The organism is Actinomyces sp. MRS3W, from assembly GCF_032465695.1.
Taxonomy (GTDB): domain Bacteria; phylum Actinomycetota; class Actinomycetes; order Actinomycetales; family Actinomycetaceae; genus Actinomyces.
In genome coordinates this window covers 1-26,855 of sequence record NZ_JAWDJJ010000179.1, presented here as the reverse complement: position 1 = coordinate 26,855, position 26,855 = coordinate 1, and the positions used below count along the sequence as shown (strand labels likewise).

At 68.9% G+C, this 26,855-nt stretch carries 27 protein-coding genes and 1 tRNA gene; 9 read left to right on the top strand and 19 right to left on the bottom strand.

The genetic code is table 11. The annotated features are described in order from the left end of the window. Positions 1-244 precede the first annotated feature (244 nt). The 4 genes from RWX45_RS06680 to fbaA all read right to left on the bottom strand — a co-directional run bounded on the left by RWX45_RS06680 (position 245) and on the right by fbaA (position 5,040). Complete coding sequence (locus tag RWX45_RS06680; RefSeq protein WP_316022966.1) at positions 245-1,882, bottom strand: extracellular solute-binding protein; 1,638 nt, start codon at positions 1,880-1,882, stop codon at positions 245-247. Between the two features lie 420 nt (positions 1,883-2,302). Beyond that, a complete protein-coding gene (locus RWX45_RS06675; RefSeq protein ID WP_316022965.1) occupies positions 2,303-3,328 on the bottom strand; it encodes a LacI family DNA-binding transcriptional regulator in 1,026 nt (341 codons plus the stop codon). 148 nt (positions 3,329-3,476) lie between these two features. Then, positions 3,477-3,707 (bottom strand): hypothetical protein, encoded by a 231-nt coding sequence (locus RWX45_RS06670; protein WP_316022964.1) that lies wholly within the window; start codon positions 3,705-3,707, stop codon positions 3,477-3,479. A gap of 283 nt (positions 3,708-3,990) precedes the next feature. After that, positions 3,991-5,040, bottom strand: a complete 1,050-nt coding sequence (gene fbaA, locus RWX45_RS06665) for a class II fructose-bisphosphate aldolase (protein ID WP_316022963.1) — start codon at positions 5,038-5,040, stop codon at positions 3,991-3,993. A 358-nt stretch (positions 5,041-5,398) separates the two neighbouring features. Between fbaA and RWX45_RS06660 the strand changes: the two genes are divergently transcribed. Then, on the top strand, positions 5,399-5,845 hold the full coding sequence (locus tag RWX45_RS06660; RefSeq protein ID WP_410050690.1) for an Hsp20/alpha crystallin family protein: 447 nt from the start codon (positions 5,399-5,401) through the stop codon (positions 5,843-5,845). Between the two features lie 125 nt (positions 5,846-5,970). Here RWX45_RS06660 and RWX45_RS06655 read toward each other — a convergent pair whose 3' ends face one another. The 10 genes from RWX45_RS06655 to RWX45_RS06610 form a co-directional block, all read right to left on the bottom strand. Continuing rightward, entirely contained in the window at positions 5,971-6,663 is a 693-nt protein-coding gene (locus RWX45_RS06655) for a TrmH family RNA methyltransferase (RefSeq protein ID WP_316022961.1), read from the bottom strand. Beyond that, a complete protein-coding gene (gene pyrE, locus RWX45_RS06650) occupies positions 6,656-7,237 on the bottom strand; it encodes an orotate phosphoribosyltransferase (RefSeq protein ID WP_316022960.1) in 582 nt (193 codons plus the stop codon). The genes RWX45_RS06655 and pyrE overlap by 8 nt, the downstream gene beginning before the upstream one ends. 512 nt (positions 7,238-7,749) lie before the next feature. After that, positions 7,750-8,397: a TlpA disulfide reductase family protein gene (locus RWX45_RS06645; protein WP_316022959.1), complete on the bottom strand. Its 648-nt coding sequence runs from the start codon at positions 8,395-8,397 to the stop codon at positions 7,750-7,752. Then, positions 8,390-9,316, bottom strand: coding sequence for a c-type cytochrome biogenesis protein CcsB (ccsB, locus tag RWX45_RS06640; protein WP_316022958.1), 927 nt, complete (start codon positions 9,314-9,316; stop codon positions 8,390-8,392). The genes RWX45_RS06645 and ccsB overlap by 8 nt, the downstream gene beginning before the upstream one ends. After that, the gene (locus tag RWX45_RS06635) at positions 9,309-10,922 is read right to left on the bottom strand and encodes a cytochrome c biogenesis protein ResB (protein WP_316022957.1); all 1,614 of its coding nucleotides are present in this window, start codon (positions 10,920-10,922) and stop codon (positions 9,309-9,311) included. Before RWX45_RS06635 ends, ccsB begins: the two co-directional genes overlap by 8 nt. A gap of 12 nt (positions 10,923-10,934) precedes the next feature. After that, a complete protein-coding gene (locus tag RWX45_RS06630; protein ID WP_316022956.1) occupies positions 10,935-11,627 on the bottom strand; it encodes a cytochrome c biogenesis CcdA family protein in 693 nt (230 codons plus the stop codon). 4 nt (positions 11,628-11,631) lie between these two features. Next, the gene (locus tag RWX45_RS06625; protein WP_316022955.1) at positions 11,632-12,696 is read right to left on the bottom strand and encodes a tetratricopeptide repeat protein; all 1,065 of its coding nucleotides are present in this window, start codon (positions 12,694-12,696) and stop codon (positions 11,632-11,634) included. A gap of 17 nt (positions 12,697-12,713) precedes the next feature. Continuing rightward, positions 12,714-14,219, bottom strand: coding sequence for an ammonia-forming cytochrome c nitrite reductase subunit c552 (locus tag RWX45_RS06620; protein WP_316022954.1), 1,506 nt, complete (start codon positions 14,217-14,219; stop codon positions 12,714-12,716). A gap of 6 nt (positions 14,220-14,225) precedes the next feature. Further along, complete coding sequence (nrfH, locus tag RWX45_RS06615; protein ID WP_316022953.1) at positions 14,226-14,723, bottom strand: cytochrome c nitrite reductase small subunit; 498 nt, start codon at positions 14,721-14,723, stop codon at positions 14,226-14,228. 291 nt (positions 14,724-15,014) lie between these two features. Further along, entirely contained in the window at positions 15,015-15,842 is an 828-nt protein-coding gene (locus tag RWX45_RS06610) for an SDR family NAD(P)-dependent oxidoreductase (RefSeq protein WP_316022952.1), read from the bottom strand. A gap of 111 nt (positions 15,843-15,953) precedes the next feature. Here RWX45_RS06610 and RWX45_RS06605 point away from each other — a divergent pair, with 111 nt between their 5' ends. Then, entirely contained in the window at positions 15,954-16,763 is an 810-nt protein-coding gene (locus tag RWX45_RS06605; protein WP_316022951.1) for an exodeoxyribonuclease III, read from the top strand. Positions 16,764-16,872: 109 nt separating this feature from the next. Here RWX45_RS06605 and RWX45_RS06600 read toward each other — a convergent pair whose 3' ends face one another. Then, on the bottom strand, positions 16,873-17,670 hold the full coding sequence (locus RWX45_RS06600) for an NADPH-dependent oxidoreductase (protein WP_316022950.1): 798 nt from the start codon (positions 17,668-17,670) through the stop codon (positions 16,873-16,875). A gap of 108 nt (positions 17,671-17,778) precedes the next feature. On the opposite strand from RWX45_RS06600, the gene RWX45_RS06595 reads away from it, so the two are divergent. After that, positions 17,779-18,528 carry a 3'-5' exonuclease gene (locus RWX45_RS06595; protein ID WP_316022949.1) on the top strand — a complete coding sequence of 250 codons (750 nt, stop codon included), beginning with the start codon at positions 17,779-17,781 and terminating at the stop codon, positions 18,526-18,528. 142 nt (positions 18,529-18,670) lie between these two features. Here RWX45_RS06595 and RWX45_RS06590 read toward each other — a convergent pair whose 3' ends face one another. The 3 genes from RWX45_RS06590 to RWX45_RS06580 all read right to left on the bottom strand — a co-directional run bounded on the left by RWX45_RS06590 (position 18,671) and on the right by RWX45_RS06580 (position 21,398). Then, positions 18,671-19,837 (bottom strand): hypothetical protein, encoded by a 1,167-nt coding sequence (locus tag RWX45_RS06590; protein WP_316022948.1) that lies wholly within the window; start codon positions 19,835-19,837, stop codon positions 18,671-18,673. Next, positions 19,834-20,460 carry a dCTP deaminase gene (gene dcd, locus RWX45_RS06585; RefSeq protein WP_316022947.1) on the bottom strand — a complete coding sequence of 209 codons (627 nt, stop codon included), beginning with the start codon at positions 20,458-20,460 and terminating at the stop codon, positions 19,834-19,836. The genes RWX45_RS06590 and dcd overlap by 4 nt, the downstream gene beginning before the upstream one ends. Positions 20,461-20,648: 188 nt before the next feature. Continuing rightward, entirely contained in the window at positions 20,649-21,398 is a 750-nt protein-coding gene (locus RWX45_RS06580; RefSeq protein WP_316022946.1) for a TM2 domain-containing protein, read from the bottom strand. A gap of 101 nt (positions 21,399-21,499) precedes the next feature. Here RWX45_RS06580 and RWX45_RS06575 point away from each other — a divergent pair. From RWX45_RS06575 to RWX45_RS06550, 6 genes are all read left to right on the top strand, one after another. Then, a tRNA-Gly gene (locus RWX45_RS06575) sits at positions 21,500-21,573 on the top strand. A gap of 175 nt (positions 21,574-21,748) precedes the next feature. Then, positions 21,749-22,933, top strand: a complete 1,185-nt coding sequence (locus RWX45_RS06570; protein ID WP_316022945.1) for an ABC transporter ATP-binding protein — start codon at positions 21,749-21,751, stop codon at positions 22,931-22,933. Continuing rightward, a complete protein-coding gene (locus RWX45_RS06565) occupies positions 22,930-23,691 on the top strand; it encodes an ABC transporter permease (RefSeq protein ID WP_316022944.1) in 762 nt (253 codons plus the stop codon). Before RWX45_RS06570 ends, RWX45_RS06565 begins: the two co-directional genes overlap by 4 nt. Continuing rightward, complete coding sequence (locus RWX45_RS06560; protein ID WP_316022943.1) at positions 23,688-24,527, top strand: ABC transporter permease; 840 nt, start codon at positions 23,688-23,690, stop codon at positions 24,525-24,527. Before RWX45_RS06565 ends, RWX45_RS06560 begins: the two co-directional genes overlap by 4 nt. Continuing rightward, the gene (locus RWX45_RS06555) at positions 24,524-25,798 is read left to right on the top strand and encodes a sensor histidine kinase (protein WP_316022942.1); all 1,275 of its coding nucleotides are present in this window, start codon (positions 24,524-24,526) and stop codon (positions 25,796-25,798) included. Before RWX45_RS06560 ends, RWX45_RS06555 begins: the two co-directional genes overlap by 4 nt. Beyond that, on the top strand, positions 25,795-26,493 hold the full coding sequence (locus RWX45_RS06550; protein WP_316022941.1) for a response regulator transcription factor: 699 nt from the start codon (positions 25,795-25,797) through the stop codon (positions 26,491-26,493). The genes RWX45_RS06555 and RWX45_RS06550 overlap by 4 nt, the downstream gene beginning before the upstream one ends. Positions 26,494-26,608: 115 nt before the next feature. Here the strand turns inward: RWX45_RS06550 and RWX45_RS06545 are convergent. Beyond that, on the bottom strand, positions 26,609-26,855 hold a 247-nt coding region (locus RWX45_RS06545), incomplete at its 5' end, for a M50 family metallopeptidase (protein WP_316022940.1).

Below are 26,855 nucleotides of genomic sequence, written 5' to 3'. Positions count from 1 at the left end.
GCTTCGGTGGGGGTGGCCGACGACGTCGGGGCGACTGGATCCGGGCTCGGCCGGTGGCAGCCGGTCAGCACCGTGGCGCAGGCGAGCAGGGCGATGCTCACCTTGAGCACGGCGGGCAGTGAGTTCAAGCGTTGGTCATGCATGGGAATCCTCCTCGAGCAGGGCGGGCGGCACGCGGCGCATGCGCTCGGCGTCGGCGTCTTCGCGCCGCCCGCCCTGACAAGTGGCCGGAACGACGTTCGGCTCACTCGCTCAGCGAGTTGAGGTCCACGCCCAGTTCATCCATCTGGGCCTTGTAGGCGTCGTAGATCTCCTGCTGCACGGAGATCGACTCGGCCAGGTTGTTCGCCTCGAGGCTGGCAACGTAGTCGTCCCACTCGTCCTCGACGCCGCCCTGGGTGATCCACTGGGCGAACTTGCTCATGGCGTTCTGGTTGATGCCGGTGGCGTTCTTGGACAGGGTGCGCGACTGCTCCGGGGTCGTGGGCATGTTGGAGTACAGCACGTCCTGGTTGAGGTCGATGTTGGCGTAGTTGTCGTCGTAGACGGCGTCGACCTCGCGGTACTCGGTGTGCTCGGGCGGCAGCTCCAGCTTCATGTCCGGGCGGATCCAGCCGGGGGCGCCGTCGGCCAGGGAGTTGGTGAACTGCCAGTCGGAGGCGTTCTTCGTGGAGTCGGCCGGCTCCAGGACGGTGTAGTCGTTGTCCCCGTTGCGCGTCACGCAGGTGTCGAAGGCGCCGTAGCGCATCTGGATGGTCATGTCGGCGCTGTAGAAGGCGTTGACGACGGCGAGCGTGGCCTCCTTGTTGGCGGGGTTGGCGGACACCACGGCCCGGTTGGCCTGGTAGGCGAGGTCGTCCCCGTTGAAGGTCCACACGGTCTTCTCGCTCTGGCCGGCTTCCACCTGGAGCGCGGGAATGGTGACGTACTGGGGGCCGAGGGTGGAGCCGAAGATGTCCGACGGCGTCCACATCCAGGTCACACCCACCTTGGCGACGTCGCCGTCGCCCTTCGCGGTGGAGGTGTAGGCGGACCAGTCGTGGGTGAAGGCCTCCTCGGAGATGAGTCCCTTCTCCCACAGGCGCCGCAGGTAGACGATGAGCTCCTTGTAGGCGGGGTCGGTCAGGTAGTTCTTGACCACGCCGCCCTGGGCGTACATGCCCAGCGCTCCGGAGGAGACGGTGATGCCGCGGGAGGACAGCATGAGGTTGGGGTTGAACAGGCCGAAGCCGTCCGTGCCGGGGGCGTTGAAGTCCAGCGGGATGACGGCGGCGCCGGTGCCCGTGGGGTCGCCGTCCTTGAAGGCCTCCAGGCAGGTTTCGAGCTCCTCCCAGGTGGTGGGGACCTCTAGGCCCAGCTTGTCCAGCCATTGCTTGTTGATGAACATGTGGTTGGAGGAGCGGGCGGTGATGGAGCCCGCCACGGAGGGGGTGCCCAGGATCTTGCCGTCGGTGGTGGTGGAGACGACCTGGGCGTAGGGCTCGGCGTCGAACATGGCCTGCACGTTGGGCAGCGAGCCGAGCTCGGGCGTGAGATCCATGAACAGGCTGCCGAAGTCCGCCATATCGCCCGAGCCGAAACCGCCGATGGTGATGTCGGCGACGTCGCCGGCCGCCAGTGAGGCCTTCTTCTGCTGGTCCCAGGACGCCGACGGCGTCTCCAGCCACTGGATCGAGCAGCCCGCCGCTTCCTCCAGGTCCTTGGTCCAGGCGAGCTCGGACATCTTGGCGGTGCGGGAATCCTTGACCACCTGCACCTTGACGATCGGCTTGCCGTCGGAGGTGGTGGTGCTACTGCTGCCGCCTCCGCAGGCGGCCAGGCCGGCAGCGGCGGTCGCCACCGTGCCCAATGCCAGGAAACTCCGTCGCGATGTCTTCATCATTCCAACACTCCTCGTTGAGCCGAGTCCTATCCCAGGGGCTCGATACGTCGGTGAGCCCCGGTTCTGTCACGCAGAAGGTTATAGCGAGCACAAGTTTTGCGCAACACTTGCGTTTGAACTTGCGTCGCGGAAGCCTTCATTGCCTCCTGGACTGCGGCGGCCAGCGCCGCCACGGGCTTCCCGACCGCGCACCACCCCGCGAGCCCGTTTCCCGCGTATCCCGCCCGGTTCTCCCCGAAGACGCGCGCTCCCGTACCCCGTCGGGTAACCGCGTGCCGCGGCCCCTACTCCCGCGCGCCGGCGGACATGCCGCGTATACGCATGCCTTGCGCGAGCTCTCCTGCATGCCGTCTTGCGTAGATTCTTACGTGCCTTGTTGCGCACGTATTGCGCGAAGTCGGGGCCAGTACCGGCCCGACGTCAGCGGCGGTCCGACCGCCAGGTGCGGCAGATGCCCGTGGACTCGCGGACCACCAGCTCGGGTTCGAACACGAGGTCCCGCCGCACCTCAATCAGTGAGGGGTCCTCCATGCAGCGCAACAGGGCATCCACGGCGGCGCGGCTCATGGCATCAACGGACTGACGCACCGTGGTCAGTGCCGGCGAGGTGTAGGCCAGCCACGAGGAATCGTCGTAACCAATGACGGAAACGTCACTGGGCACATCAAGACCCAGGGACTTCAGAGCGCGGATCGCGCCCAGTGCCAGCTGATCGCTGGCGCACAGCAGCGCCGTGACGCCCTGCTCGCCGAGGCGAAGCGCCGCATCGCGCCCGGATTCAAAGCCGTAGGTGGTCCACACCGTGCTCTCATCCGACACGTCCAACCCCGCCTCCTGCGCGAAGGCGACGGCGGCCCGATGCTTGACCAGACTCGGGTAGTGGTGCGGGTCCCCCATGAGCAGGCCGATGCGCGTGTGCCCCTGGCTGGCGAGGTGCCGCATCGCCATGCGGGTACCGGCGGCGTCGTCGGTCATGACGCAGTGGCCAATGAGGGCCGGATCGGCGGCGTTCATGTAGATGGTCGGTAGATGGCGCTCCGCAAGCATCGCGTAGTCACCGTGATCGGCGAACTCGGTGTCGTAACGGCCGGCGAGGAAGATGACGCCGGTCGGCTGCTGCTTGAGCACCATCTCCAGCAGAGAGCTCTCCGAAGCACCGCTCAGGGTGTAGGCGCACAGCACCGGCAGCAGGTTGTTGCGCGCCAGGTAGGTGCTGATGGAGGTGACGAAGGCGGCGAAGATCGGGTTGGACAGGTCGGGTGCTACCAGGGCCACCTGCCGGGGGATGCCGCGTTGCAGGGAGTCCCCCACCATACCCAGTTCCCGCATGGTCTCCAGGATGGTTCGGCGGGTTTTCTCAGATACGCCCGGCTTGCCGTTGAGTGCACGTGAGACAGTCGCCTGACTGACGCCCACTCGTTGGGCCACATCCGCGAGCGTTGCCACCGCTTTCTCCGATTCGTTGAGAAGGTTCGGCGAGTATACACACCCGTCGCGCATGGCTGTGGTCCCGACACCGCACGGGCGCCGGGACCACGGGTTTGCACGCTGCGTTGGCGGGCGCCCCGCCGCACGATCCCGACCTATGAGGACGTCAGTCGTCCCGGTGGCGCATCCAGTACAGGTAGGAGTAGACGCCAACGGCCGCAAAGCCAGCGGGGTAAAACCAAACGCCAGGAGTCAGCCAGGCCTCGGCAGAAAACAGATTGTCCCCACCTATCAGCCCCAGAATGAGCCGCGCAACCAGCATCACCCAGAAGAATCGCGCAACCACCCGCCACGCCGTGAGCCGCCGACGGCGTATGCGCTCGGTGGTGGCAGTCATGGGGTCCTCCTGACAATAGGAGTCCAGTCTATCCGCGCCTGTGATAGGCATCAATCACATCAAGAGAGGGCGACACCCGGACGGCGCACCCGGGAGGTCCCGGTCACGCTTCGGTGTGAACAGCAAGACGGCTGCGGCCCCGGCACCTGTACAGGTGCCGGGGCCGCAGCCGTGGTTCACGCTATGCCGAGGAACATCAGCGCACACGTGCGCAGGTGTTCCCGTTCAGCTGCCGAACTGGGCGACGGCGCCGCGCCGGGGCGCGCCGTCGTCGTCGGGCCGATCAGCGCTTGGCGGAGCCGACGGAGCCGAGGCGCTCGCAGGCCTCGACCACGCGGGCGGCCATGCCCTCCTCGGCGGCCTTGCCCCAGGAGCGCGGGTCGTAGGTCTTCTTGTTGCCGACCTCGCCGTCGATCTTGAGGACGCCGTCGTAGTTCTTGAACATGTGGTCGGCAACCGGACGGGTGAAGGCGTACTGGGTGTCGGTGTCCACGTTCATCTTGATGACGCCGTTGCGCACCGCGGTGGCGATCTCCTCGTCGGTGGAGCCGGAGCCGCCGTGCATGACCAGGTCGAACGGGGAGTCCTTGACGCCCACCTTGGTGGACAGGCGGTCGCCCAGGCGGGCCGCGACGTCCTTCTGGATGTCGCCGAGGATCTCGGGACGCAGCTTGACGTGGCCGGGCTTGTAGGAGCCGTGCACGTTACCGAAGGTCAGCGCGGTGATGTAGCGGCCGTTCTCGCCCAGGCCGAGGGCCTCAATGGCGCGCCAGGCATCGTCGGCCGTGGTGTAGAGGTTGGCGTTCTCGTCACCCGAGATGCCGTCCTCCTCGCCGCCGACGGCGCCGATCTCGATCTCCAGGACGGTGTTGGCGGCCTTGGCGCGGGCCAGCATGTCCACGGCGATCTCAATGTTGTCGTCGAGGGTCTCCGCCGAGCCGTCCCACATGTGGGAGTTGAACATCGGCAGCTCGCCGCGCTTGACCTGCTCCGCCTCGATCTCGAGCAGCGGGAGGATCCAGGGCTCGAGCATCTTCTTGGGGCAGTGGTCGGTGTGCAGGCCGATGACGCCGGGGTAGAGGTCACCGACGGCGCGGGCGTAGGCCGCGAAGGCAATGGAGCCCTTGACGCGGTCGAGGCGGGAGGAGCCGGACCAGTAGGCGGCGCCGCCGTTGGAGATCTGGACGATTCCGTCGGACTCGGCGTCGGCGAAACCCTTGAGCGCAGCGGACAGGGTCTGCGAGGAGGTGACGTTGATCGCGGGGATGGCGTACTTGCCGGCCTTGGCGCGGTCAAGCATGTCGGCATAGGACTCCGGGGTTGCAATGGCCACTGGGTGCCTCCTGATGAAAGTGAATAGTCAGTGGTGCGGTGCTGATTCTGTCACGGATTCACGTGCGCGTGAACCGGATCGTGGTCCCGGTTGCGGATTTCCGCGGGCCGCCGTGCCACAGGCCACCGCCAGATGTAAGCAGCCACCCGTCCCTCCAAGACCTGACCGAGCCCGCCGTCGGCCAGCCCCGCCGTCGGCACGCCCCGCACCCCGCACGGCTTCGTCGCCATAGTTCACCCGTGGCGATGACCGTTAGCACTCTCCGTTCGCGAGTGCCAAAATTGAAGTACGCACGGAGAGGCCGTCAGGACACCCCTCCGCTCGGTTCTCGGAAACGCCGAGACCGCCACCACTGGAGATGGTTGACATGGCAACAACAGCTTTTGACCCGTTCCGCGACCTGGACCGCTGGCTGACCGGCGGCCTGGTGCGCACGCCCGCCTCCGTGGGCATGCCCCTGGACCTCTACCGCGAAGGCGAGTCCTTCGTGGCTCGTATTGACCTGCCCGGTGTGGACCCGGCGACGATCGACGTCGACGTCGAGGACCGCACCCTAACCGTTCGCGCCGAGCGCCCGGCCAACGACGCCGAGGGCCTGCAGTGGCTCGCACACGAGCGCCCCTCCGGCACCTTCGCCCGGCAGCTGACGCTTGGACACGGGCTCGCACTGGACCGCATCTCCGCCCAGTACACCGACGGTGTGCTCACGCTGACGATCCCCGTCGCCGAAGAAGCCAAGCCCCGCAAGATCGAGGTCACGCACGCCCCGGCGAACCACCCGGTTATTGAGGCCGAGCAGGCCTGATCCCTTCGGACGCTACAGCGGGCGTCGCGGCTTCGACCACCACCGCCGTCGTCGCCCGGTCACAGCGTCGGGCTCAGTCCGGCCCACAGCGTTCGAACCGTCTATCACGCCGGGCTCGTCTCCGCTCAGTCGGGGGCGGGCCCGGCGTGCTGCAGCACCCAGGCGTGCATGGCCACTGCGGCCGCTGCGGCCACGTTGATGGAGCGGGTGGAACCGTACTGGCCGATCCTCAGCACCCGCGCGCAACGCTCAAGCAGCTCGGGGCTGATTCCCTCCCCCTCGCTGCCGAACACCATGAGGCAGCGCTCGGGCAGCCTCGCCTGTTCCAGGAGCTGCGCGCGCGGGCCGTTGTCGATCCCGATCACCTCGTACCCGGCGCCAGCGGCCCACTCCAGCAGCTGCGCCGGATCGGCGTGGTGGCGCACATCCAGGTACCGGTTAGTGACCATGGCGCCGCGCTTATTCCAGCGGCGGCGGCCGATGATATGGACCGCGGCGACGTTGAAGGCGTTGGCCGTCCGCACGATTGAACCGATGTTGAGGTCCTGGGAGACGTTCTCCACCGCTACGTGCAGGGCGTGAGCGCGTCCGGCCAGGTCGGCCCGAATAGCCTCCACCGTCCAGTAGCGGTAGCGGTCCACGACGTTGCGCCGGTCGCCGTCGGCCAGCAGTGTCCGGTCATAGCGGGGATCATCGGGCCAAGCGTCCCGGCCACTCGGCCACGGCCCCACCCCCACCTCGCGCCGGTCCGCCGGCAGGTCCGGTTCCGGCCGCGCGGTACCGGGCAGCGCGGAAGACTCGGACCCGGGCTCAGTCAAGACCGAGGTCCGCCAGGCCCAGGGCGGCGTGGTAGGGCAGGCCGGCGGCCTCGATGCGCTCACGCGCCCCGGTGGCGCGGTCGACGACGACGGCGACGGCGAGCACTTCGGCGCCCGCCTCCCGCAGCGCCGCGACAGCCTCCAGCGGGGAGCCGCCGGTGGTGGAGGTGTCCTCCAGGACGACGACCCTGCGCCCAGCGACGTCGGGGCCCTCGATGCGGCGCTTCATGCCGTGGTCTTTGGCGGCCTTGCGCACGACGAAGGCGTCGAGGTCGAGCCCACGGGAGGCGGCCGCGTGCAGCATGGCGGTAGCGACGGGGTCCGCCCCCATGGTCAGCCCGCCCACGGCGTCGACGTCGTCGATCCCGAGCCCCGCCTCCTCGAGCATGTCGAGCATGACGTGCCCGATCAGCGGCGCCGCCTCATGATGCAGGGTGGCGCGGCGCATGTCCACGTAGAAGTCGGACTCCAGGCCGGAGGCGAGGGTGACTTTCCCGCGCACGACGGCGAGCTCGCGGATGAGTTCGGCCAGGCGGGCGCGGTGGGAATCGTTGGCGATGACGTCGGTGCTCACAGCACCAAGGCTAACCCGTCCCCGGGCACCCGTCGGCAAGTCAGCCGACCCGCCAGGCAGACCGCGCCCCGCCGCCACCCACCCCCTTCACCGAAACCGGCACTTGTAACGTACCGAGACCGGCACTTGTAACGTACCGAGACCGGCACTTGTAACGTACCGAGACCGGCACCAATGACGTGCCGAAACGAGCGAAGTCGCTGAGCGGCGCTGTACTGGTGCTTGCATGGTGCGGCTGCGATCAATGACCGTGACGTGGCGCGACGAGCCTACGGTAGGTGCGAGTGAGCCGGGACCGGGAGCGTCATTGTCGCAAACGGTGACCACAACAACCACCCCCGGGGCGACATCCCGCAGGACACGCCACTCGGGTACAGGAGGAAACCTCTCCTCAAGATCCGCCCCCGCACACCCGAGGCTTAGCCCGCCCTCAGCAACTTCGACCGGTCTCGGCACGTCATTAGTGCCGGTTTCGGTGAAGGGGTGGGTGGCGGTTGGCGGGACTGCCGGGACTAGTTGGTGAGGGCCTGGATCGACTCGGTCATCTGCTCGGGGTCGAGCATGCCGACGTGCACCTGCTGGACGGTGCCGTCAGCATCAATGAAGAAGTGCGAGGGCACGCCCATGATCCCGTAGGCAGCGGAGATCGCCTGGGTGCGGTCGGGGATCTCAATGAAGTCATTGCCGACGCGTTCGGAGTAGGCACTCACCGTGGCGGCGTCCTCCCCCACGTAGACCACCATGACCTGGATATCGTCCCCATGCGCGGCCACGGCCTCCTGCACATCCGGCATCTCGGTACGGCAGCCGGTGCACCAGGTGGCCACGAACATGAGCCACACCGGCCGTCCCTCCATGGCCTGCGGGTCCAGCGACACGTCCTGGGAGTCGATGCTGGTTCCGGTGAAGGCCGGGGCCGTGTCCCCCACCACCGGGGCGCTGCTCACACCATCCACCTCTACCTCGGTGACGACGGCGGTTTCAGCCAACTCCGGACCGGTGTCATCCGGTTTGACCGCCCACCAGGCAGCGATGGCAATGGCAAAAGCAGCCACAAGGACGACGACGGCCTGCGCGAACCGGGAACCGCGGATGCCGGTGCGCCAGGCGGGTTCGTCGTTGGGGTCGGCGGGCTTGTCGTGCGGCGCATCATCACGCATAGGAGTGCAGACCTCCGAAGAACAGGTTGCCGAGGTAGGTGAACAGGACCGCAGCGAAGCCGAGGATGAGCAGCCACGCCGAGCGGTTCCCCCGCCAGCCGCGGGTCACCCGTGCATGCAGGTAGGCGCCGTAGATGAGCCAGGTGACCAGAGCCGCGGTCTCCTTGGGGTCCCACCCCCAGTAGCGGCCCCAGGCGACATTGGCCCACAGGGCCCCCAGGATGAGCATGAGGGTCAGCATGGGAAAGGTGACCACGGTGGCCTTGTAGCCGAGGTCGTCCAGCACCTCGCGCCGGGGCCAGCCCCGCCAGCGCACGTGCGGCGCCAGCAGGTACATGACCGCGGCCGCGAAGGAGATCACCGCGGCGCCGTAGGCGAGGGAAGCGGTGAACACGTGCAGGGTGAGCAGCGGGGAGTTCTGCAGCGCCGGCATGAGTGGGCTGGGCTGGTAGGAGAGCGTGGAGGCGTAGATGAGCATCGCCAGAATGACCGGCAGCACAATGATTGACACCGTGCGCACCCGGTAGCGCCACTCGAAGAGCACCTGCGCCAGCATCATCCCCCAGGCGAAGCAGATGGCGAATTCGTAGTGGTTGGAGAGGGGGGCGTGCCCGGTGGCGATGGTCCGCGTGATGAGCGACCCGGTGAGCAGCAGCAGGGCCAGCTGGGTGGATTTGGCCGCCCACCAGGTGACGGTGAAGCGCTTGATCGGAGCGTGCTGGAGCCCGCCGGTCACCTCCACGGCACGGTCGCCGTCGCCGGTGTTGACCACGACGGTGGTGGCCGGCGTGGCCCCGGACGTTCCTGCACCGACGGCGCGCGACATGCGTGCGGCGAAGAATGCGCCCAGGTAGGCGATGGTGGACAAGACCACGAGCCCGGTGGTGATGAGCAGTAGGGCCTGGGAATACTCAAGCATCGACGTCGGTCCTCTCTCCGTGACGTAGCATCTCGCCGCTGAGGCGCACGGCCATATCGGTGAACATTCTGCTCATGCCCGAATCTCGGCGATCCGGCGAAGCCATCTGCACCAGGGCGCCGGCGTCGGGGTCGGCGTCGGTGCCGAGGTCGGTGACCCGCACCCACAGGCGCTGGTGCGGGAAGAACATGGTGATACAGATTCCCAGCGCAAGCAGTCCGAAGCCGAACCACACAATCCCAGCGCCCGGATCCCGGCGCACGATCATGCCGGTGAACTGTTGCTCCCGCTCGAAGGTGACGGTGTAGTCGCCCAGCGGCGTGGGCGTGCCCTGATCCAGCACTGCCGCGTCGAACGGGGTGGTGGCATCCCCCTGGTAGAGCTCAATGCGCATCTGCCCGGGCTCGATGCCGGTGCCGACCTGCCCGGAGGCCGAGCCGACGACGTAGATGACCGTGCCGTCGGGCAGGGTGGTGTGTCCGTAGTTGAACACCTTGTCCGAGGTGGTCCACTCCAGGGCGACGCCGTCGTGCAGGACCTCCGCACCGGTGGCGTCGGTGATGTTCATGACGGCGGAGACCCCGAAGTAGGACTGGTGGAACATGACGCCGCCGTAGCTGAGCGGGGTGTTGACCCGCACCTCCTGGGCGGCCACCTCCTGACCGTCCTCATAGACGACCAGGTCGGCCACATAGTCTTTGGGGGAGCCGTCCTCGTAGTAAGTGTCGCGGAAGCTGCGCGCCTCGGCCACCAGCGCCGTGCCGTGGCCGACCTCCTTGGGCTGGCCGACGGTGAGCGTGAATTGCTCGTCGCGGAAGCCGGTGAGCGAGGAGACCACAAACCCGACCATGACGACGACGAAGGCGATATGCGCGAAGACCGTGCCGAAGGGGGCCCAGTGGTGGCGGTCGAGGTAGGCGTTGCGGCCAGGGCCGCGCTCGTCGGTGATGACCCGCAGGTGGTGCTTGCGGGCGTCGGCGCGAATGATGTCGAAGGCCGCATCGGCACTGAGCGGGACGGTGAAGTGGGAGCGCAGCCGGGCCCGGTCGAAGAATCGGGCAGTAACGTGGGTGCGCGGATGGCGGGTGGTCTTCCAGATGACCGGCAACCGGTGCGCGGTGCAGGCGATGATCGACGCCGCAAGCAGGCCCATGACCACGAGGAACGGGATCGAGGTGAACATGTGGAACACCCCGAGGGTATTGAGGATGCCGGTCCAGCCGCCGAGGGTCGATCGCACCTGTTCCAGCCACTGCGCGCTCGCCTCCGCGCTCTCCCGGGCCGAGGACGGCATCTGGGGGAAGATCGCGCCCAGAAGGGCCAGCAGCCCGGCCAGCAGGATGAGCACGAGCCCGACGGCCTTGTGGTAGAAGAACGCGTAGATGCGGCGGGCGAGCTGACGCGGGGACAGCGCCACCTGGTCATCCAGGCCGTCCACCGCGCTGCCGCCGTCGCCGGGCTCAGGGCGGCGTCCGCCGCGGGGCGTGGAGCCGCCTCCGCCGTGCGCCGAGGCCCCGGAGGCGGAGCCGCTGGCGCGACCGCCATCCGCCGTGCTCGTGGCCGAGCTCGCGTCCGACTTGCTCGCCGGCTTCACGTCGCTTTTCACCTCAGTGCCTCCTCACAGCCCCAGCGCGGGGATCAGGGCGGACAGTCTTCCCAATAGTCCCGTGATCATGAGCAGGCCCACCACCACCAGCACGCCCCCGCTGACCAGGGACACCCCCACGTGGTGGCGCCGGAACCAGTTGAACCGCCGGGTCACCTGCGCCGAGCCGAGGGCGACGGCGACGATCGGGACTCCCAGGCCCGCGCAGTAGGCGAGCATGAGGGCGACGCCGGACCACGCCGTCGTCCGCGTGGTCGCCAGGGCGAGGATGCCGGACAGGATCGGGCCGATGCAGGGGGTCCAGCCCGCCCCGAAGGCGAGCCCCATGAGACCGGCGCGCAGTGGCGATCCGCCCGCGTCGGCGGGGCCGGACGCCCTCATCAGCGTGTCGAAGGGGCGCAGTGTGAGGATGCCGGCCACGTGTAGGCCCATGAACACGAGAATGGCCCCGCCGAGCATCCGCGCATAGGCCGCATACGGGCCCAGTGACCTGCCGATCAGTCCGAGCGACGCCCATAGGGCAATGAAGACCAGGGAGAACCCGGCTACGAAGCACAAGGAGTTGACCAGGGCGTTGCGCCGCCGTACCCGGCGCACGTCGGCGCCCACGAGCTGCCCCACGAAGGCGGGCACGATGGGCAGGAAGCAGGGGGAGGCGAAGGAGACGAGCCCCGCCAGCAGGGCAACCGGGATGGTGAGCTCCATCCGATCACCCCGCGCTCGCCGTCGCCGAGCCGGTGGCCGTACCGTCCTCATGGCTGCGGACGGCGGCCGCCATCTCCGAGTCGGGGGCGAGCTCGAGCACCTTGTCCCAACACTCCCTGGCGCGCTCGGTGTCGGGCGGCGTCTGAGCCAGGTATAGGAAGCCGAGGTTGTACCAGGGTTCGGCCACGTCCGGGTCGATCTCGGTGGCGCGCAGCCAGTGAGTCTCGGCGGCCTCGTACTGGCTGGACTGGTATTCGGCAACGCCGATGGTCAGCAGTGCGTCCAAGTTGTCGGGTTCGACGTCGAGGATCTGCTGCAGCCAGGTGATGGAGTCCTGGTACAGCGCCGCCTTGAGGTACATGACACCGAGTTCCTGCCGCGCCTCGATATTGGCGGGATCCGTCTCGGCTTGCGCCTGGAGGTCCGCCTCCAGCTCGGCGTCCACCGGCTCGGCCTCGTCCAGGGCGGCGATGTCGGTGGCGTTGGCGGTGGCGGCAATCGAGGGGTGACCGGAGGGGAGGGCGGTGCCGGAGCCGGCCTCATTGCGGCCCGCCTGCTGGATGATGATGACGACGGCGGCGGCGAGCAGCGCCACCAGCACGAGGTTGAGTCGGGATACCCCGGTTCTTTGCTGCAGCACCGAGGGGGTGCGGCCGCGGCGCGCCGCCGTAGCGGAGGCGCCCGGGTCGGCAGCGGGAGCGGCCTCGGGCGAGTCCTCGGCTGCATCCTGTCCGCTCTCCGGATCTTCCGCGTCATCGCGGTCATCGTCCCGGTCTTCGTCGGCTAGCAGGTCCTCGACGTCGGCGGCGTCGTCGGCCGCGGCGCCACCGGCCGCGCCCGGGTCAGCGGAACCCGGCTCAGCGGCGCCGACCGTATCGTCACCGGACGCGCCCGGCGCGGCGTCGTCGGACACCGGCGGGGCGTCGGCGTCGAAGCGGGCCAGTTGCGCGTCGGCCCACTCCCGCAGTCCGTCCGGGGCGGTGGCGAGGAAGGCGGCCAGCTCCTGCCGGTCCGGCGCGCCCGTCCCCGTCTGCTCTTCTTGCTGCTCGGTCACCTGCTCGTCTGCCATACCGTGCCCGCGCCCCGTCAGCTATCGCTATCCGGCAGGTGCTGCTCGGGAATGGCCGGGCCGACCCCGTTCTCGACGTCGACGCCGCGCAGCACCAGCTGGCCGGAGCGCGCCCAGTCGGTCGCCTGGTTGAGAATGGAGATCGAATAGGCCGGGGCGTGGAAGCCGCGCCCGTTCTCGGAGAAGGAGTAATCCACGATGAACTGGGCCTTGCGCTGGTAGTCGCGGGCGGTGGCGAGGTCCTCCTCGCTGGCGCTGCCGTCCGCGGCCGCCGTGGTGATATCGGTGATGAGCGCATCCAGGGCCGTGAAGCTCACGTTGAGCGAGCTCTGCCACCGGGTCTGGATGCCGTCGACGCGCTCACGCATCTCCTCGGCGGTGGAGTGGTGGCAGGTGAGGCAGGAGGCGTTGATGGTCTCCTCGCTGGCCATTGGGCTCATGATCTGGTGGTTGGAGACCTTCGCCGCTCCCACCCGGCTGTAAGCCATGTGGCAGTCGGCGCAGGTGACGCCGTTGGCGGCGTGGATGCCCTGCGACCAGGTCTCGAAGTCGGGGTGCTGCGCCTTGAGCACCTCGGCGCCGGACTCCTCATGGGTGAAGTCGGTCCAGCCGACCTCGTCGTAGTAGTCCATCTCGTCATAGACGGTCAGGCCGTTGTCCCACGGGAAGGTCAGGGTCTTACCCTCGCCGGCGAAGTAGTACTCGACGTGGCATTGGGCGCATACGTAGGTGCGCATCTCCTGGTTGGTGGCGTCGCGGTTGACGTCGTAGTCCTCAATGCCCTCGGCCGCCTTGGCCTTCCGGATGCCGTCGATGAAGGCCGGCCGGGTGATGGTCAGCTCCATGGTTTGCGGGTCGTGGCAGTCGATACAGGCGATGGAGGAGGAGGCATGCTCGTAGGCCTCGTCGTAGCTGAGGGCGTTGACGGCGTCGAAGCCGGCCTGCCGGTCGCCGTCGCCCAACTCGTCGTAGACCTCGGGCATGGAGGCATGGCAGTTGAGGCAGGTGCCGGGCTGGTTGAAGCGCTCGTCGGTGCGCTCGGTGTAGCGCTGATCGTCCAGCGCCCATTCGTGTCCGCGGGGCTCGGTGTAGTCCACGGCGAAGGCGTAGCCGCGCCACATCCGCTGGGCCCGGGTCTCGGACTCGATCCGGGAGATGGTGTGGTACTCGCGCGGGTCGTCGGCGGTGGGGGTGACGGCGATGAAGTCGCCGTCGGTGTCCTCGATGGTTTTGCGGAATTGCTCGTACTGGATGGGGAAGTTCTGCCCCCATATTGCCGGGTCATAGGAGGTGTCGGTCAGCTCGACCACCTCGGTGAAGGAGGCCGCCGACTCCTGCTTGTGGGCGAAGATCGTGGTCAGCACCCACGTGACGGCGGCCGCGGCCACGGCCACGGTGACCAGCACCAGGGCCGGGACCCACTTCCCGCGTCGGCGCGGCGCCGCCGGGGTTTCGCCGTCGCCGGTGGCGGTGTCGCTGTGATCGGGACTGTCCATCGTGGCGTCGTCCTTCTCGGTACTCATGTCGCATCACCTCTCATGCCCGACGCCGTCGTGGCAACGGATGCACGACACCGTCTCACCCTTGTGGGCCGAACTGTTGGTGGCCTGGTCGACAAAGTCGCCATGGCAGTAGAGGCAGGCCGCCTCGGTGATCTCGCGGTTGTGCTCGCGGATTTGGATGTTCTCCGGGTAGGTCTGGAACGTGAACTTCAGGGCGTGCCAGAAGCCGTTGTCCGCCTTGTTGATGTACTTGTAGACGATGTTGTCGTGCGGGGCGTGGCAGGAGTTGCACGTAGCCACATCATGGTGGCTGCCCCGCTGCCAGGCCTCGTACTCCTCGTTCATGGCATGGCAGTTGGCGCAGGTGGCCGGATCATCGCCCAAGTAACTAGTCACGCCCGAGTAGTAGACGGTGAAACCGCCCACCCCCAGGAGGACGCCCAGGAGCGCCGCCAGGGCGATCCGCGTCCAGCCGGTGAACAGGCGCGTGTAGCCACGCCATAGCGCCTTGATGAGACGTACCACGCGGCACCCCCTCACGCTCCGGGAATGTCACGCCCCGTCCGCTGGGGACACGGACCGACGCAGGGCAAGCTGACCTTATGAAGGATATCACACGGTGTCGTCAAATCTGAGCGAAGTGCCACCGTCGATTCACGAAGGTCGGGTACGTGGCACGAGCATCCTCCGCCGCCCCTCACCGAAACCGGCACAAATAACGTGCCGGTCTCGGTGAATCTTGGGGCCGGGACTCGCACCGTGGAGATGCCTCGCCGTGGGGACGTCGGGGCGTGAGAACACGGCGGCCGCCGGCGGTCAGTAGCGCGTGCGCACGCTGGCGTGGCCGGCGACGCGGCGGACGATCCCCCGGGGCGCCAGGCGCAGCAGCGCGTTGACGCCGAGGTAGCGCAGCGACGGCGTGCAGATGACCTGCCCGCGACGCACCGCCGCGAGCGCCGCCCGGGCGACGTCGTCGGCCTGCAGCCAGGCAATGTCGGGCCAATCCGCATCCATCCCAGCACGGTCGTGGAACTCAGAGCGGGTCAGTCCGGGGTTGACCACGGTCGCGGTCACGCCGGTGCCGCGCAGCTCGCTGGCGAGTCCCTCGGTGAAGGTGCGCACCCAGGCCTTGTGGGCGGCATAGGTGCCCATGGCGGTCAACGCCGTCACGGAGGAGACGTTGAGGACCGCGCCGTGTCCGCGCTTGACCATCCCGGGGACGGCAGCGTGGGTGAGTTCCAGAACCGCACCGACCATGACGCCCAAAGCGCGCCGTTCCTGGGCGATATCACCGGTGGTGAAGGGCTGGCCGACGGCGAAACCGGCGTCGTTGACGAGCAGGTCGATGGGCCGCGCGGCCACCTGCGCGGCGGTGTGCGGAGCCCGGGCGGCACCGGCGGATTCCGCTGCTCCGCGCTCAACGCGCAGCCGCTCGGCGACGCGGGCAACGTCGTCGGGAACGGATAGGTCGGCGGCGAGCGTTTGCACTCCCACGCCCGCCACCTGCGTGATCTCATGGGCGACCTCCTCCAACCGCGCCGGGGTGCGGGCGACGAGGACGAGGTCGTGGTGTGCCTCAGCGAGCTGCCAGGCGATCTCCAGTCCGATTCCGCTGGTGGCGCCGGTGACGAGTGCGGTTCCCATGGCCCGAGCCTAATCGCCCGCTGCCACGCATGGGCGAGGTCTACGCTCGTTCGGTTGTCGGCTTGGAGACCGCCCCTGCACACAGGGGGAATGGCGCGATAGCCTGCCGGTATGCGTCTGGCTACTTGGAACGTCAACTCCGTCCGCACTCGAGTCAACCGGATCATCGACTTCCTCAACCGTCGGGACATCGACGTGCTGGCGATGCAGGAGACCAAGTGCCGACCCGACCAGTTCCCCCGCGAGCCCTTCGAGTCGGCCGGCTATGAGCTCGCCGTGCATGGACTCAACCAGTGGAACGGCGTCGCCATCGCCTCCCGGGTGGGACTGGCCAATGTCGCCACCACCTTCCCCGGGCAGCCTGGTTGGGCGGCCGGGGAGGGGAAGGAGCCCATGGTGGAGGCCCGGGCGCTCGCCGCCACGGTCGGCACCGCCGTTGGCGCCGAACCGGTGCGCTTGTGGAGCCTGTACGTGCCCAACGGCCGAGAACTGGACCACCCGCATTACGAGTACAAGCTGAACTGGCTGCGCGCGCTGCGCGACGACGTGCGCACGTGGCTGGCGGCGGATCCGCACCAGTCGCTGGCGCTGGTCGGCGACTGGAACGTGGCGCCACGAGATGAGGATGTGTGGGATATGAGCGTATTCGAGGGCGCCACGCACGTATCCGCGCCGGAGCGGGCGGCACTGGCCGAGTTGGAGGGAGTCGGCTTGCAGGAGGTGACGCGCGAGCGCGTCACCAACTACACCTACTGGGACTACCAAAAGCTGCGTTTCCCCCGCAACGAGGGGATGCGCATTGACTTCATCTACGGCTCGGCCGCCTTCGCCCGACGCGTGACCGGCGCCGCGATCGACCGGGACGAGCGCAAGGGGAAGGGCGCCAGCGACCACGTGCCCGTCGTCGTCGACATCGATTGAGCCGACTCGGCCCGTTGACTCACCGAGCCGGGCTGTCCGACGGGCCCATTGACGCGGTGCGCCGCAGGCACCTCCGGGCACCGCTCCCCCAGCGCCGCCGATCCGCGCCTCAGTGCAGGCAGAGGAGCTGCTCGTGGAGGACGTCGAGCACGGGTGCCTGCGAGGCCGGACCACCGCCGAGCGCACGGGCGATCTGGGTGGTGAAGGCGTCGACGCGGTTGTTCGTGTCCCGCAGGTCGTAGTACTGCTCGACCTCGGCGTCGTAGGCGGCCAGGGCGTCGGCGTGGTCGTCGAGCTCGGGGTAGGCGTCCACGCCGGTGGTGATCTCGCGGGGCAGGCGCGGCTTGTACTGGGGCTCCTGGGCGGGGTGGCCAACCAACAGGCCGAGGATCGGGTAGGTGCGCTTGGGCAGGTGCAGGGCGGTGATGACGCGGCGCACGTCGCCGATGATCGAGCCGAGGTAGGTGGTCCCCAGGCCGAGGGACTCAGCGGCCACCACCACATTCTGCGCCGCAATGATGGCGTCTTCGGCACCCTGGAGGAACAGGGCGGTGCGCTCGAGCGGTTCCAAGGAGGCGCCGGCACGCTCACGAATGACGGCGTTGCGGTGCAGGTCCACGACGAAGACGAACAGCTCGCCGCGGTCTCCGCCCACGTACGCCTGCCCGGAAGCGAGGTGGAGTTGTTCACGCACCTCGGGGTCCTGCACGCGGATGATGGTGACTTGCTGTTGGAAGGAGGAGCTGGCGGCGTGGCGGGCAACATCCAGCAGCGTGGTAACGGTGTCCTCGCCGACCGGTTCATCGGTGTAGGCGCGAATGGTGCGGTGGGCCATCTGGGCGGCGATGGTGGCGTTGGTGATGGGCGTGGTTGCGGGGGTGGTCAGTGCATTCGTGGGGGCAGTCATGACTCGGACTGTAGATGATTGGCGCCCCCGGTGGGCGGGTTGGGCTCGTCATCGGCCTGGTGCGCTCGCCGTCGGCCGGGGGTGCGGCCGTCACTTACGATGGCGTCGATGCCGTTCTACCACCGCGCGCGTCGACCGCTGCCACAGAAGCCTCTGCGCCAACCGCCCACCCGGCCCCGCCAGGCGGGCGGGCAGCTGGACGCATCCCGGGTGGGCTACGCCGTCGTCGACCTGGAGACCACCGGGCTGTCCCCAGCGGCGGACTCCATCATTGAAATCGGGCTCGTGCTTGCCAGTCCGGACGGAAGCGTTGAGCGCAGCTGGACCACCCTGGTGGATCCGGGCGCCGGCATCGACGTGGGGCCAACCCATATTCACGGGCTGGTCGGGGAGGATCTGGTGGGGGCGCCCGCGCTCGCCGACGTCGCTGACTTGCTGGTGCGGGACCTAGCGGGGCGGGCGGTGGTCGCCCACAATGCCCGCTTCGACGTCGGGTTTCTCACCCAGGCGCTGAGCGGTCTGGAGCATCTGGCGCGCGGGGCACGGGTACCGCGCGTATGCACCATGGAGACGGCGCGGCATTTCATGGATACGCCGTCGCGGCGGCTGGTCACCTGCTGCGAGACCGCTGGCATCACGATCGGCCAGCACCACACCGCGCTCGACGACGCCCTGGCCAGCGCCGGGCTGCTGCGCCATTACCTGGCGGTGGGCCGCGAGCGCGGCGAGGAGCCGGTCATGTGGTCGCGAGCGCTGGAGGAGGCCGCGGTGTTCACCGGCTGGCGCTGGAGTGAGGCGGCCGCCCGCGCCCAGGAGGCCCGGCTCGTGCCGCGCCCGGGCGACGGCGTGCTGCGCTAGAGCGCCTCGCGACGCCGGGACCTTCACTGTGGACCGCACTCCCCGGAGCGGTCGGCCCGGCCGCGTCATGAGTGCAGGTCTCGGCACGTTACTTGTGCCGGTTTCGGCACGTCATTAGTGCCGGTTTCGGCGAGGGTGGCGGTCACAGCGCCACGAGGAAACCGTCGTCGTCCAGGACTGCTCCTCCGGCGGCGGCCTGCAGGGCGGCGGCAACCTTCTCGATGAGCACGCGCGCCGCGGCGCGAGCCTGCCGAGAGCCCTCGGGAAGATCCTCGCGGTGGGCGTCGGCGGGGTCGCGCGGCGCCCACACCACCGTGTAACACACCACCCCGCGACGAGCCCACGTCTCGCCGCGCACAGCCAACGGGACCAGTTCCGTCCCCTGGACGCGCACCTCGATCCCGCCCCAATCCGGGTGCGCCGGATCGATGTCGGCAACGATGCCGTAGCCGTCACGCAGCTCTTCCAAGGGGGTGCCGGTAGCCCGGGCGCGTGCCTCGGCCTGCGCCTGCTCCTGACGCAGACGTTCGGCCTCCCGCCAGGCCTTGTCGAGTACGTCGTCGCCGAGCGTCGCGGCAAGCCTGACGAGTTCTTCCTGCGGGACCGCGGCCAGACCGGTCGGCCCCGGCACGGGGTCGGCCTCCAGCATCAGGCGGGCGCCGGGGGCGATGCGAGCGACGAGGGACGCCACGCCGTCGGGCACAATCCACACCGGCGAGTAAACGGTCAGGGTGGTGGACCGCTCGGGGTCAGGAACGATCAGAACGGGAACGGTCCGGCCGCCCGGCGTCGGCGGATCTCCGGCCAGACGCAGCGCCCCGGCCAGGCGCCGCGCCATGGCCCGCATGCGGGTCAAGGCTAGGAGCTCCACGCCGGTGGGTTGAGCGAGTGGGAAGGCGTCGGTCAGCGGGTCAACACCGGTCAGTGCCTCCGGCAGGGCGCCGGCCCGCTGCGGCGGGCAGTCGAGCAACACGGCCTGGGTGGCCCAGTCGGGCAGGTCCAAGACGCGCCGCAGGTCGGGATCCACATTCCACGGGCCCTGGAGCTCGGCGCCGGGCACGATCTGGAGGCGAGAGGCGCCCACCCAGCCGGCGTGCTCATCCAGGGACAGCGCCAGGGCCTCAAGCTCGTCGACGGTGACGTCCTCGGCCAGCAGCAGCATGTGCTGGGTATCCGCACGACCGACGGGGAAGGAGCCGACGGCGGACAGGGTGGCGTCGGGCAGGGTAGTAGCCAGGTCGGCGCCAGCGGTGAAGAAGTCGGGCAGCGGCGACGCCGCGCCGGCGGAGGCGCCTTGCGGCCCACTCATGCGTCGGTGCCTTCGCTGCCCGCAGTCTCGGCGAGGGGACCGGGGTCAGTAATGCGGACGCGGTGGAAGGACAGGTGGGAGCGCGACGCCGTAGGGCCGCGCTGCCCCTGATAGCGCGAACCGGTTGCGCCCTGACCGTAGGGTGCCTGCGCCGGAGAGGACAGGCGGAAGAAGCACAGCTGGCCGACCTTCATGCCGGGCCAGAGCTTGATGGGCATGGTGGCGGTATTCGACAGCTCGAGGGTGACGTGCCCGGTGAAACCGGGGTCGATGAAGCCGGCGGTGGAGTGGGTGAGGAGCCCGAGGCGGCCGAGGCTCGACTTGCCTTCCAGCCGGGCGGCGATGTTATCGGGCAGGGAGACGCGCTCATAGGAGGAACCCAGCACGAACTCACCGGGGTGGAGCACCAGCGGCTCGTCCGGACCGACGTCGACGAGGTGTGTCAATCGGTCCTGCTCAACGGCCGGGTCGATGACCGGGTAACGGTGGTTGTCGAACAGGCGGAACCAGCGGTCCAGGCGCACGTCGATGGAGGCGGGCTGGATCATCTCCGGGTCGTAGGGCTCGAGGCCGACGTGACCGGATTCGAGTTCCGCGCGAATATCACGATCGGAAAGCAGCACAACCCCGATTGTGCCAGGTTGCGCCGTCGGCGGCATCCGGTAGGCACCACTCACGAGAGTTTTCAGGGGACAGGTCGACGAGCTCCGGACCTTGCCGGCAGCGCGTCGACGCAAGGACGCCGGTCAACGCCGGTCAACATCGACCGGAACCCCGGTCGGTGCCAGAAGACCGCCCGGTGGGCAGCCGGTCAGCCACGCAGGGGCACGCCCCTGGCGTCCACGCCCCAGGGGTGCACGCCGGAGGTGGAGCACAAAATGATGATGCCCTCGATCAATCCCCAGAACTGAGCGGCCAGCATCATGAAAAAACCAACAAAAAAGATCAGGAGGAGGAGGCCACCGAGCGTGAGACACAACTGGCCGACCGCCTTGCCGGTCTGCCCCAGGTAGAAGTTGTGGATACCCAGGCCGCCGAAGAAGATCCCGAGCAGGCCGGCGGCCACCTTGGACTTCTGGTCATACGTCGCATAAGGCTGGGGATAAGCCGCGGCGGGCGCCCCATAACCGGCCTGCTGGTATCCGGGAGCCTGGTAGCCCGGCTGCTGGCCGGCGCCCGGGTACCCCTGCTGCTGGTACGGCGCCTGCTGATAGTTCGCGCCCGGATTACTAGGCGCCCCGTACCCCGACTGATAGGCCGCCTGCTGTGCTTGTTCGTACCCCGGCGGGTAGGCGCTACCCTGCCAGCCCTGCGCACCCGAGTAGGTATCGAGCTGACGGTAGGGGTCGGTGGCTGTCTCAGCACCGGAGGACGCCGCATATCCCTGGGGGTAGTCGGCGCTGAGGGCGCTGTTCTGCACGCTAGCCCCGTAGGAACCGTCGTTATTCTGCGGCTCAGGCGCGGTGAAGGGCGAGGACGTCATGGAGCCATGCTGGCAGAAGACGGGGCGGATGCGCACCCCGAAAGCGGGGTAGTAGTCCCCATGGGCGAGGCATCTCACGCCTCGCATCGGCGACCGCACCCGCCCCAGCGTGGACAGCGCGCGTTGCGCCGGGCCGACGGCGTGGTAACCTGTGCGCGCACCTCACGCAGGTGAGGCACGCGGGTGTAGTTCAATGGTAGAACTTCAGCTTCCCAAGCTGACAGCGCGGGTTCGATTCCCGTCACCCGCTCCATATCCGCGAGTTGTGTCCCTGAGAGCGATGGAGCCGCTGGCGATCGGCTGCTCGCGCAAGGTGTGCACGCGGCGGCCGGTCCCGGATCCAACTCACGCAGCCCCTCAGTCCCCCACGGGGGACAATCCCCGCAACTGGAGTGCGCACCGCGCTGACGGCGGGTTGTCATGGATGCATGAGCACACACGCCACAACACCCAACGCCGCCTGGGCGCCACCGCGGACCACCGCGGCCGACCCGGCGCTGTCCGATCCGACCCGCCCGACGGCGTCAGCGCCTTCCCACCTACTGGTGTCGGCTCCTGCACAGCCAGCTCGAAACGGGTCCGACTGGGTCGTCACCACCGATGGCCTGACCAAGTCCTACGGCGATTTCCGGGCCGTGGACGACGTGAACCTCCGGGTGCCGCACGGGGGCGTCTACGGCTTCCTCGGCCCCAACGGTGCGGGCAAGTCCACCACCATGAAGCTGCTGCTGGGCCTGACTCGCCCCACCGCGGGCACCATGAGCGTGCTCGGGCGCCCGGTGAGTGCGCGTTCCCCGCTGGCGGCGGGCACGATCGGTTCCCTCATTGAGGGCCCCTCCTACTATCCGCGGCTGACGGGAGCGGAGAATCTCGCCATGCTGGCCGACTACCTCGGCCTGCCCCACTCCCGCGTCGGCCACGCCCTGACCACGGTCGCCCTGGCCGACCAGGGTAAGAAACTGGTCAGGGACTACTCCTTGGGCATGAAGCAGCGTTTGGGTCTGGCCATGGCGCTCCTGGCCGATCCGCCACTCATCCTCCTCGACGAACCCACCAACGGCCTGGATCCGGCCGGTGTTGCCGAGATCCGCGAGCTGATCGTGTCCCTGGCGCGCCAGGAGGGCACCACCATCATCGTCTCCTCCCACATCCTGTCCGAGATCGAGCAGATGGCCGACGTCGTCGGCATCATCTGCGCCGGGCGGCTGCGCTATCAGGGCCCGCTGTCCGGCCTGCAGGACGCCGGCGTCATCGACTTCACCGTCTCCGACCCGGACGGCCTTGCCGGCCTACTCGCCGAGCGGCGAATCACGCACCGCGTGCAGGGGCGAACGGTGCGCACACCCATGCTGCCGGATGCGGCGGTGGGCGACCTGGTGACCGGCATCGTGCATTCGGGCGGCACGATCTTCCGGGTACAGACGGTCCGCAAGACTCTGGAGCAGGCCTTCCTGGAGCTGACCGATCCCGCCAGTTCGCACCCGGCCGGTACCCCCACCGCTTCCGACGCGCCCGCGGCAGCCATCCCCTCCCTTGTTTCCGCGCCGGGCGCGCCCGACGCCGAAGCGCCGTTCTCCCCCACCCTGAGCACACGACAGGAGGCCCGCTCATGAGCGCTATCGGCATGGAGCTGCGCAAGCTCAAACGACGGCGCTACTGGCTCATGGCCGCGGGCGCGGCTGGCCTGGAGCTGGCCTGGATCGCCTCCGCCTCGGGCATGCGCGCCACCGGTGCGCCGCAGCTGCGGCTGCTGGGTTTCACCCTGAATGAGGCCATGAGCCTGGTCGGCATGCTCGTGCCGCTCGTCGCGGCCCTGCTGGCCTCCCGCCTGGCGACAGTGGACACCGAGGAGCGCATGGGCTCACTGCTCACGGCCCTGGGGCAACCCGGCCGGGCCCGCTTCGGCGCCAAGCTCACCGTGGGCTCCTTCGCACTCGTACTCGGGCAGCTCAGCGTGCTGGCCTTCGTCGCACTCGTCGCCCCGAGCATGGGGATGCGCACAACAGCGGCCTACCAGGACGCCGTCGGCCCGGCGATCGTCGTCGTCGTTGCCGCCTCAGTGGCGGCGATGGCCGTGCAACTGGCGCTGGCAACATGTATTGAGAAGCAGGCGATCGGGCTGGCCGTGGGAGCGATTGCGGGGTTCGTGTGCTCCGGGTTGCCCTCCGCGCAGCTAGAGGCCCTCGGCTGGTTGCTTCCCTGGGGCATCGCCACCGCCGCGAGCCCCATCTCCAGGCTGGCCACCTTCCAGACGGGCGTGCCCGTCACCGTCGCCCAGCCGTGGGCGGGCGCGCTCTTCGCCGTCGTCGCCGCCGTCATCTGGACCACCGCGGCCGCACTCGCCATCATCCACCAGGAGAACCACCGATGACCGCTTGTTCCACTTCCGCACCCGCCCAGCCCGGCGCCTCTCCCGCGTCCGCACCGACGTCCACCGGGCGACGCCGCCCCTCCCGCCTCGGCAAGCCATCGGTACGCGCCGCAGTGACGTGGGAGGCGCGCAAGGCCGCCAACCGCTGGTACTGGCCCGCACTGGCGCTGCTGTGCGCCATCGGCATGGTGCTGGGCTGGTCCAACTACAAGGAGTTCCAGTCCGAGTTCGCCGACCAGGGCATGAGCTGGTCGGCAGTGTGGGGGCAGGCGTCGCTGCTGACAACCATGCTCGCCGTCCCCCTGCTCGTAGGCGCGGTGATCGCGCAGATGGCCTCCGCCGAGCATGAGGGGCGCAATTGGCAGCGCATGTCCGCCAACCGGCTGGAGGGCACCATGCTGGTGGGCAAGCTGGGGCACATGGCCCTCGTCGCGGTGCTCAGCACGCTGGTGCTGCTGGCGGAACTCCTCCTCACCGGGGTGCTGCTCGGTTTCGACCTTGCCGGGTTCATCCCGTTCCTGGCGCGCGGGGTCCCCATCGCCATGGCCATCTTCGCCGTCGAGTTGTTCGTGGCCTGGCTGGGCGTGCGCATGACGTCCTTCGCCTCGATCATGAGCGCCCTGCTGCTGGCAACTCTGGCCGGGTGCGCCGTGACCGTGTTAGCACCGAGCCTCGGTGCCCTCTTCCCGCTCTCGCTCATCACGCTGGCCAGTGCCTCCCGCGAGCCCGGTAGCATCGCCTCCATGGCATCCATCGTGCACACCACCGCGGTCTGTGCGGGATGGGCGGCGCTCTGGGCGGTGGCGCTGCGACGCTCCATCACACGAGTCGCATGAGTGCCGTCCCGCGTATGGGGGTGCCAACCGACACCGGCGTCGCCCTCGCCCACGACGTCGACGCCGACCCGCGCCTGGAGGAGCCGACGACGGGCGTGCCCCGGACCTTCCTGGATCGAGTCTCGGCTTGGTGGCGCGGCAGCGCCGTCGGCTTGTGGTCCGTTGTGATCCTGCTGGCCGTATACGAGTTACTCGTAGTCGCGGTGGTCAATGCCCCCGTGGCCTCCGGCCCGTGGCTGGGGTTCAACCTGCTCGCGGTCCTGGCCCTGCTCGGTCGGCGTCGCCAGCCGCTGGCCGTCGTCGCGGTCACCGGTCTGGCCTCGGTGATGGTTGACCTGTGGGGGGTGAGCGGGAGCTTGGCCCTGGTGCCGCTGGTGGCCATGTACTCGCTGTTCGTCACCGCGGGAGTTGCCGAGCGCCTGCTCGGTCCGCTCATCGTGGCCGCCTGCTGGACGCTGCCCCTGACAGTCGCCGACTCCCCGTATTCGTGGGCCGCTCGGATCGTGCCGTACGCGTTCTCCGTCGTCGCAGTGATCACCGCGGCAGCGATCTCCCGCTCGCGCACCGAGGCTCTGGCGCACGGCGACGCCCAGCTGGCGGCTCAGGCCGCGGCGCAGCGTCTGACCGTGCAACGCGACGCCGCCCGCCACCAGGCGCGGGTTGCCGCAGAACTCCACGACTCCGTGGGACACGACCTCACCGCGATTATCGCCCTGTCCGAGGGGCTGGCAGGCGCGTCCGGCGATGGAGAACTCGACGACGCCATCGCCACCATCAATGCCCTGGCCCGAGAGGGTCTGGCCAACACGCGTCACGCCGTCGACTCCCTGCGGCCCCTCCCGCCTGTCGGCGATGCCGCCCAACCCCGCAGCTGGGACGATCTGGAGGGGCTCCTGGTCACGGTGAGGGCCACCGGCCTCGGTGCAGCCCTGACCGAAACCGGTCAGCGCCCCCATGACGCCCGCACCGGCGCCGTGGTCTATCGGATTGCGCGCGAGGCCCTCACCAACGTCATGCGCCACGCCGAGGGCGCGACTCGCGTCGTGCTGGCGCTGGACCACGCCGAGGCCGCCACCCGGATCACCCTCACCAACGACGCCACACGCACCGAGACTGACCCCGAGGCCGCCCGCGCCCCGTCACCAACACGCGGACACGGACTCACCCACCTGACCGACATGGTCCGCGAGATCGGCGGGAGCCTGGAGGCCGGCCCCACCTCCACGGGCTGGCGCCTGCACGCCGTCGTCCCTCATGAGGAGACCGCATGACCACGCCCAGTACCACCAGCAACCCGGCAATCGCGGTCATGGTGGTTGACGATCAGCGCGCCGCCCGCATGGGCCTCACGCTCATGGTCAATCGGGCCGACGACCTGCGGGTCATCGCCCAGGCCGCCCATGGCCAGGACGCTCTCGACCAGCTCGAGGGCCTGGTCCAGCAGCGCTCCCCTCTCCCCGACGTCGTTCTCATGGATATTCGGATGCCGATCCTCAACGGCGTCGACACCACCGCGCGCATCAGCCAGCTCTACCCTGCCGTCAAGACGCTGGTACTGACCACCTACGACCAGGACGACTATGCCTTTGGAGCCCTGTCAGCGGGCGCCTCCGGTTTTCTGCTCAAGGACACCCGGACAGCGCAGCTCCACCAGGCGATTCGGGCCGTCGCCGGCGGAGATGCCATCCTCACTCCGCGTATCACCCGTGAGCTGCTCAACCAGCACGCCTTCCGACCGGTACCCTCCGCACAGCATCGCGCAGCCGTACAGAACCTCGATCGGCTCAGCCCCCGCGAACGTCAAATCGCCGAACTCGTCGCCCAGGGACTGACCAACGCGGAAATCGGTCAGCGCCTGGTCCTCGCCACGGACTCGGTCAAGAAGAACGTCACGCGCATCCTGACCAAGCTGGACCTGCGCGATCGCGTGCAACTCGTCATCCTCATGCGCGACCTGTCCTCGTGACGGCCCGCGGTGCCACAAGCCCGGCACCGGAACGAACCTGGCGCCGTCGGCCCGCCGCCCGGCACCCACGGCAAGCCCGGAGCCCATCACTCGGCACTGGACTGGGCGACCGCGCTCACCACAACTGAGCCACGGCGCGCACCACCAGCCAGGTGGCGCCGGCGTCGGCCAGCGCCCAGGTCAGTAGCCACACGCCTGCGGGCAGTGGCGTGAGTGCCGCCAGCGTGCGGTGATCGGCGCTGGCATTGCGCGAGCGGGTGACGTCGCCAAGCGACTCCCAGGCACCAGCGAGCAGCAGCAGGCCCGCTCCCGCCACCACGCCCGCACGCAGCGGCACCGGCGCCACGCCGTCGCCCAACCAC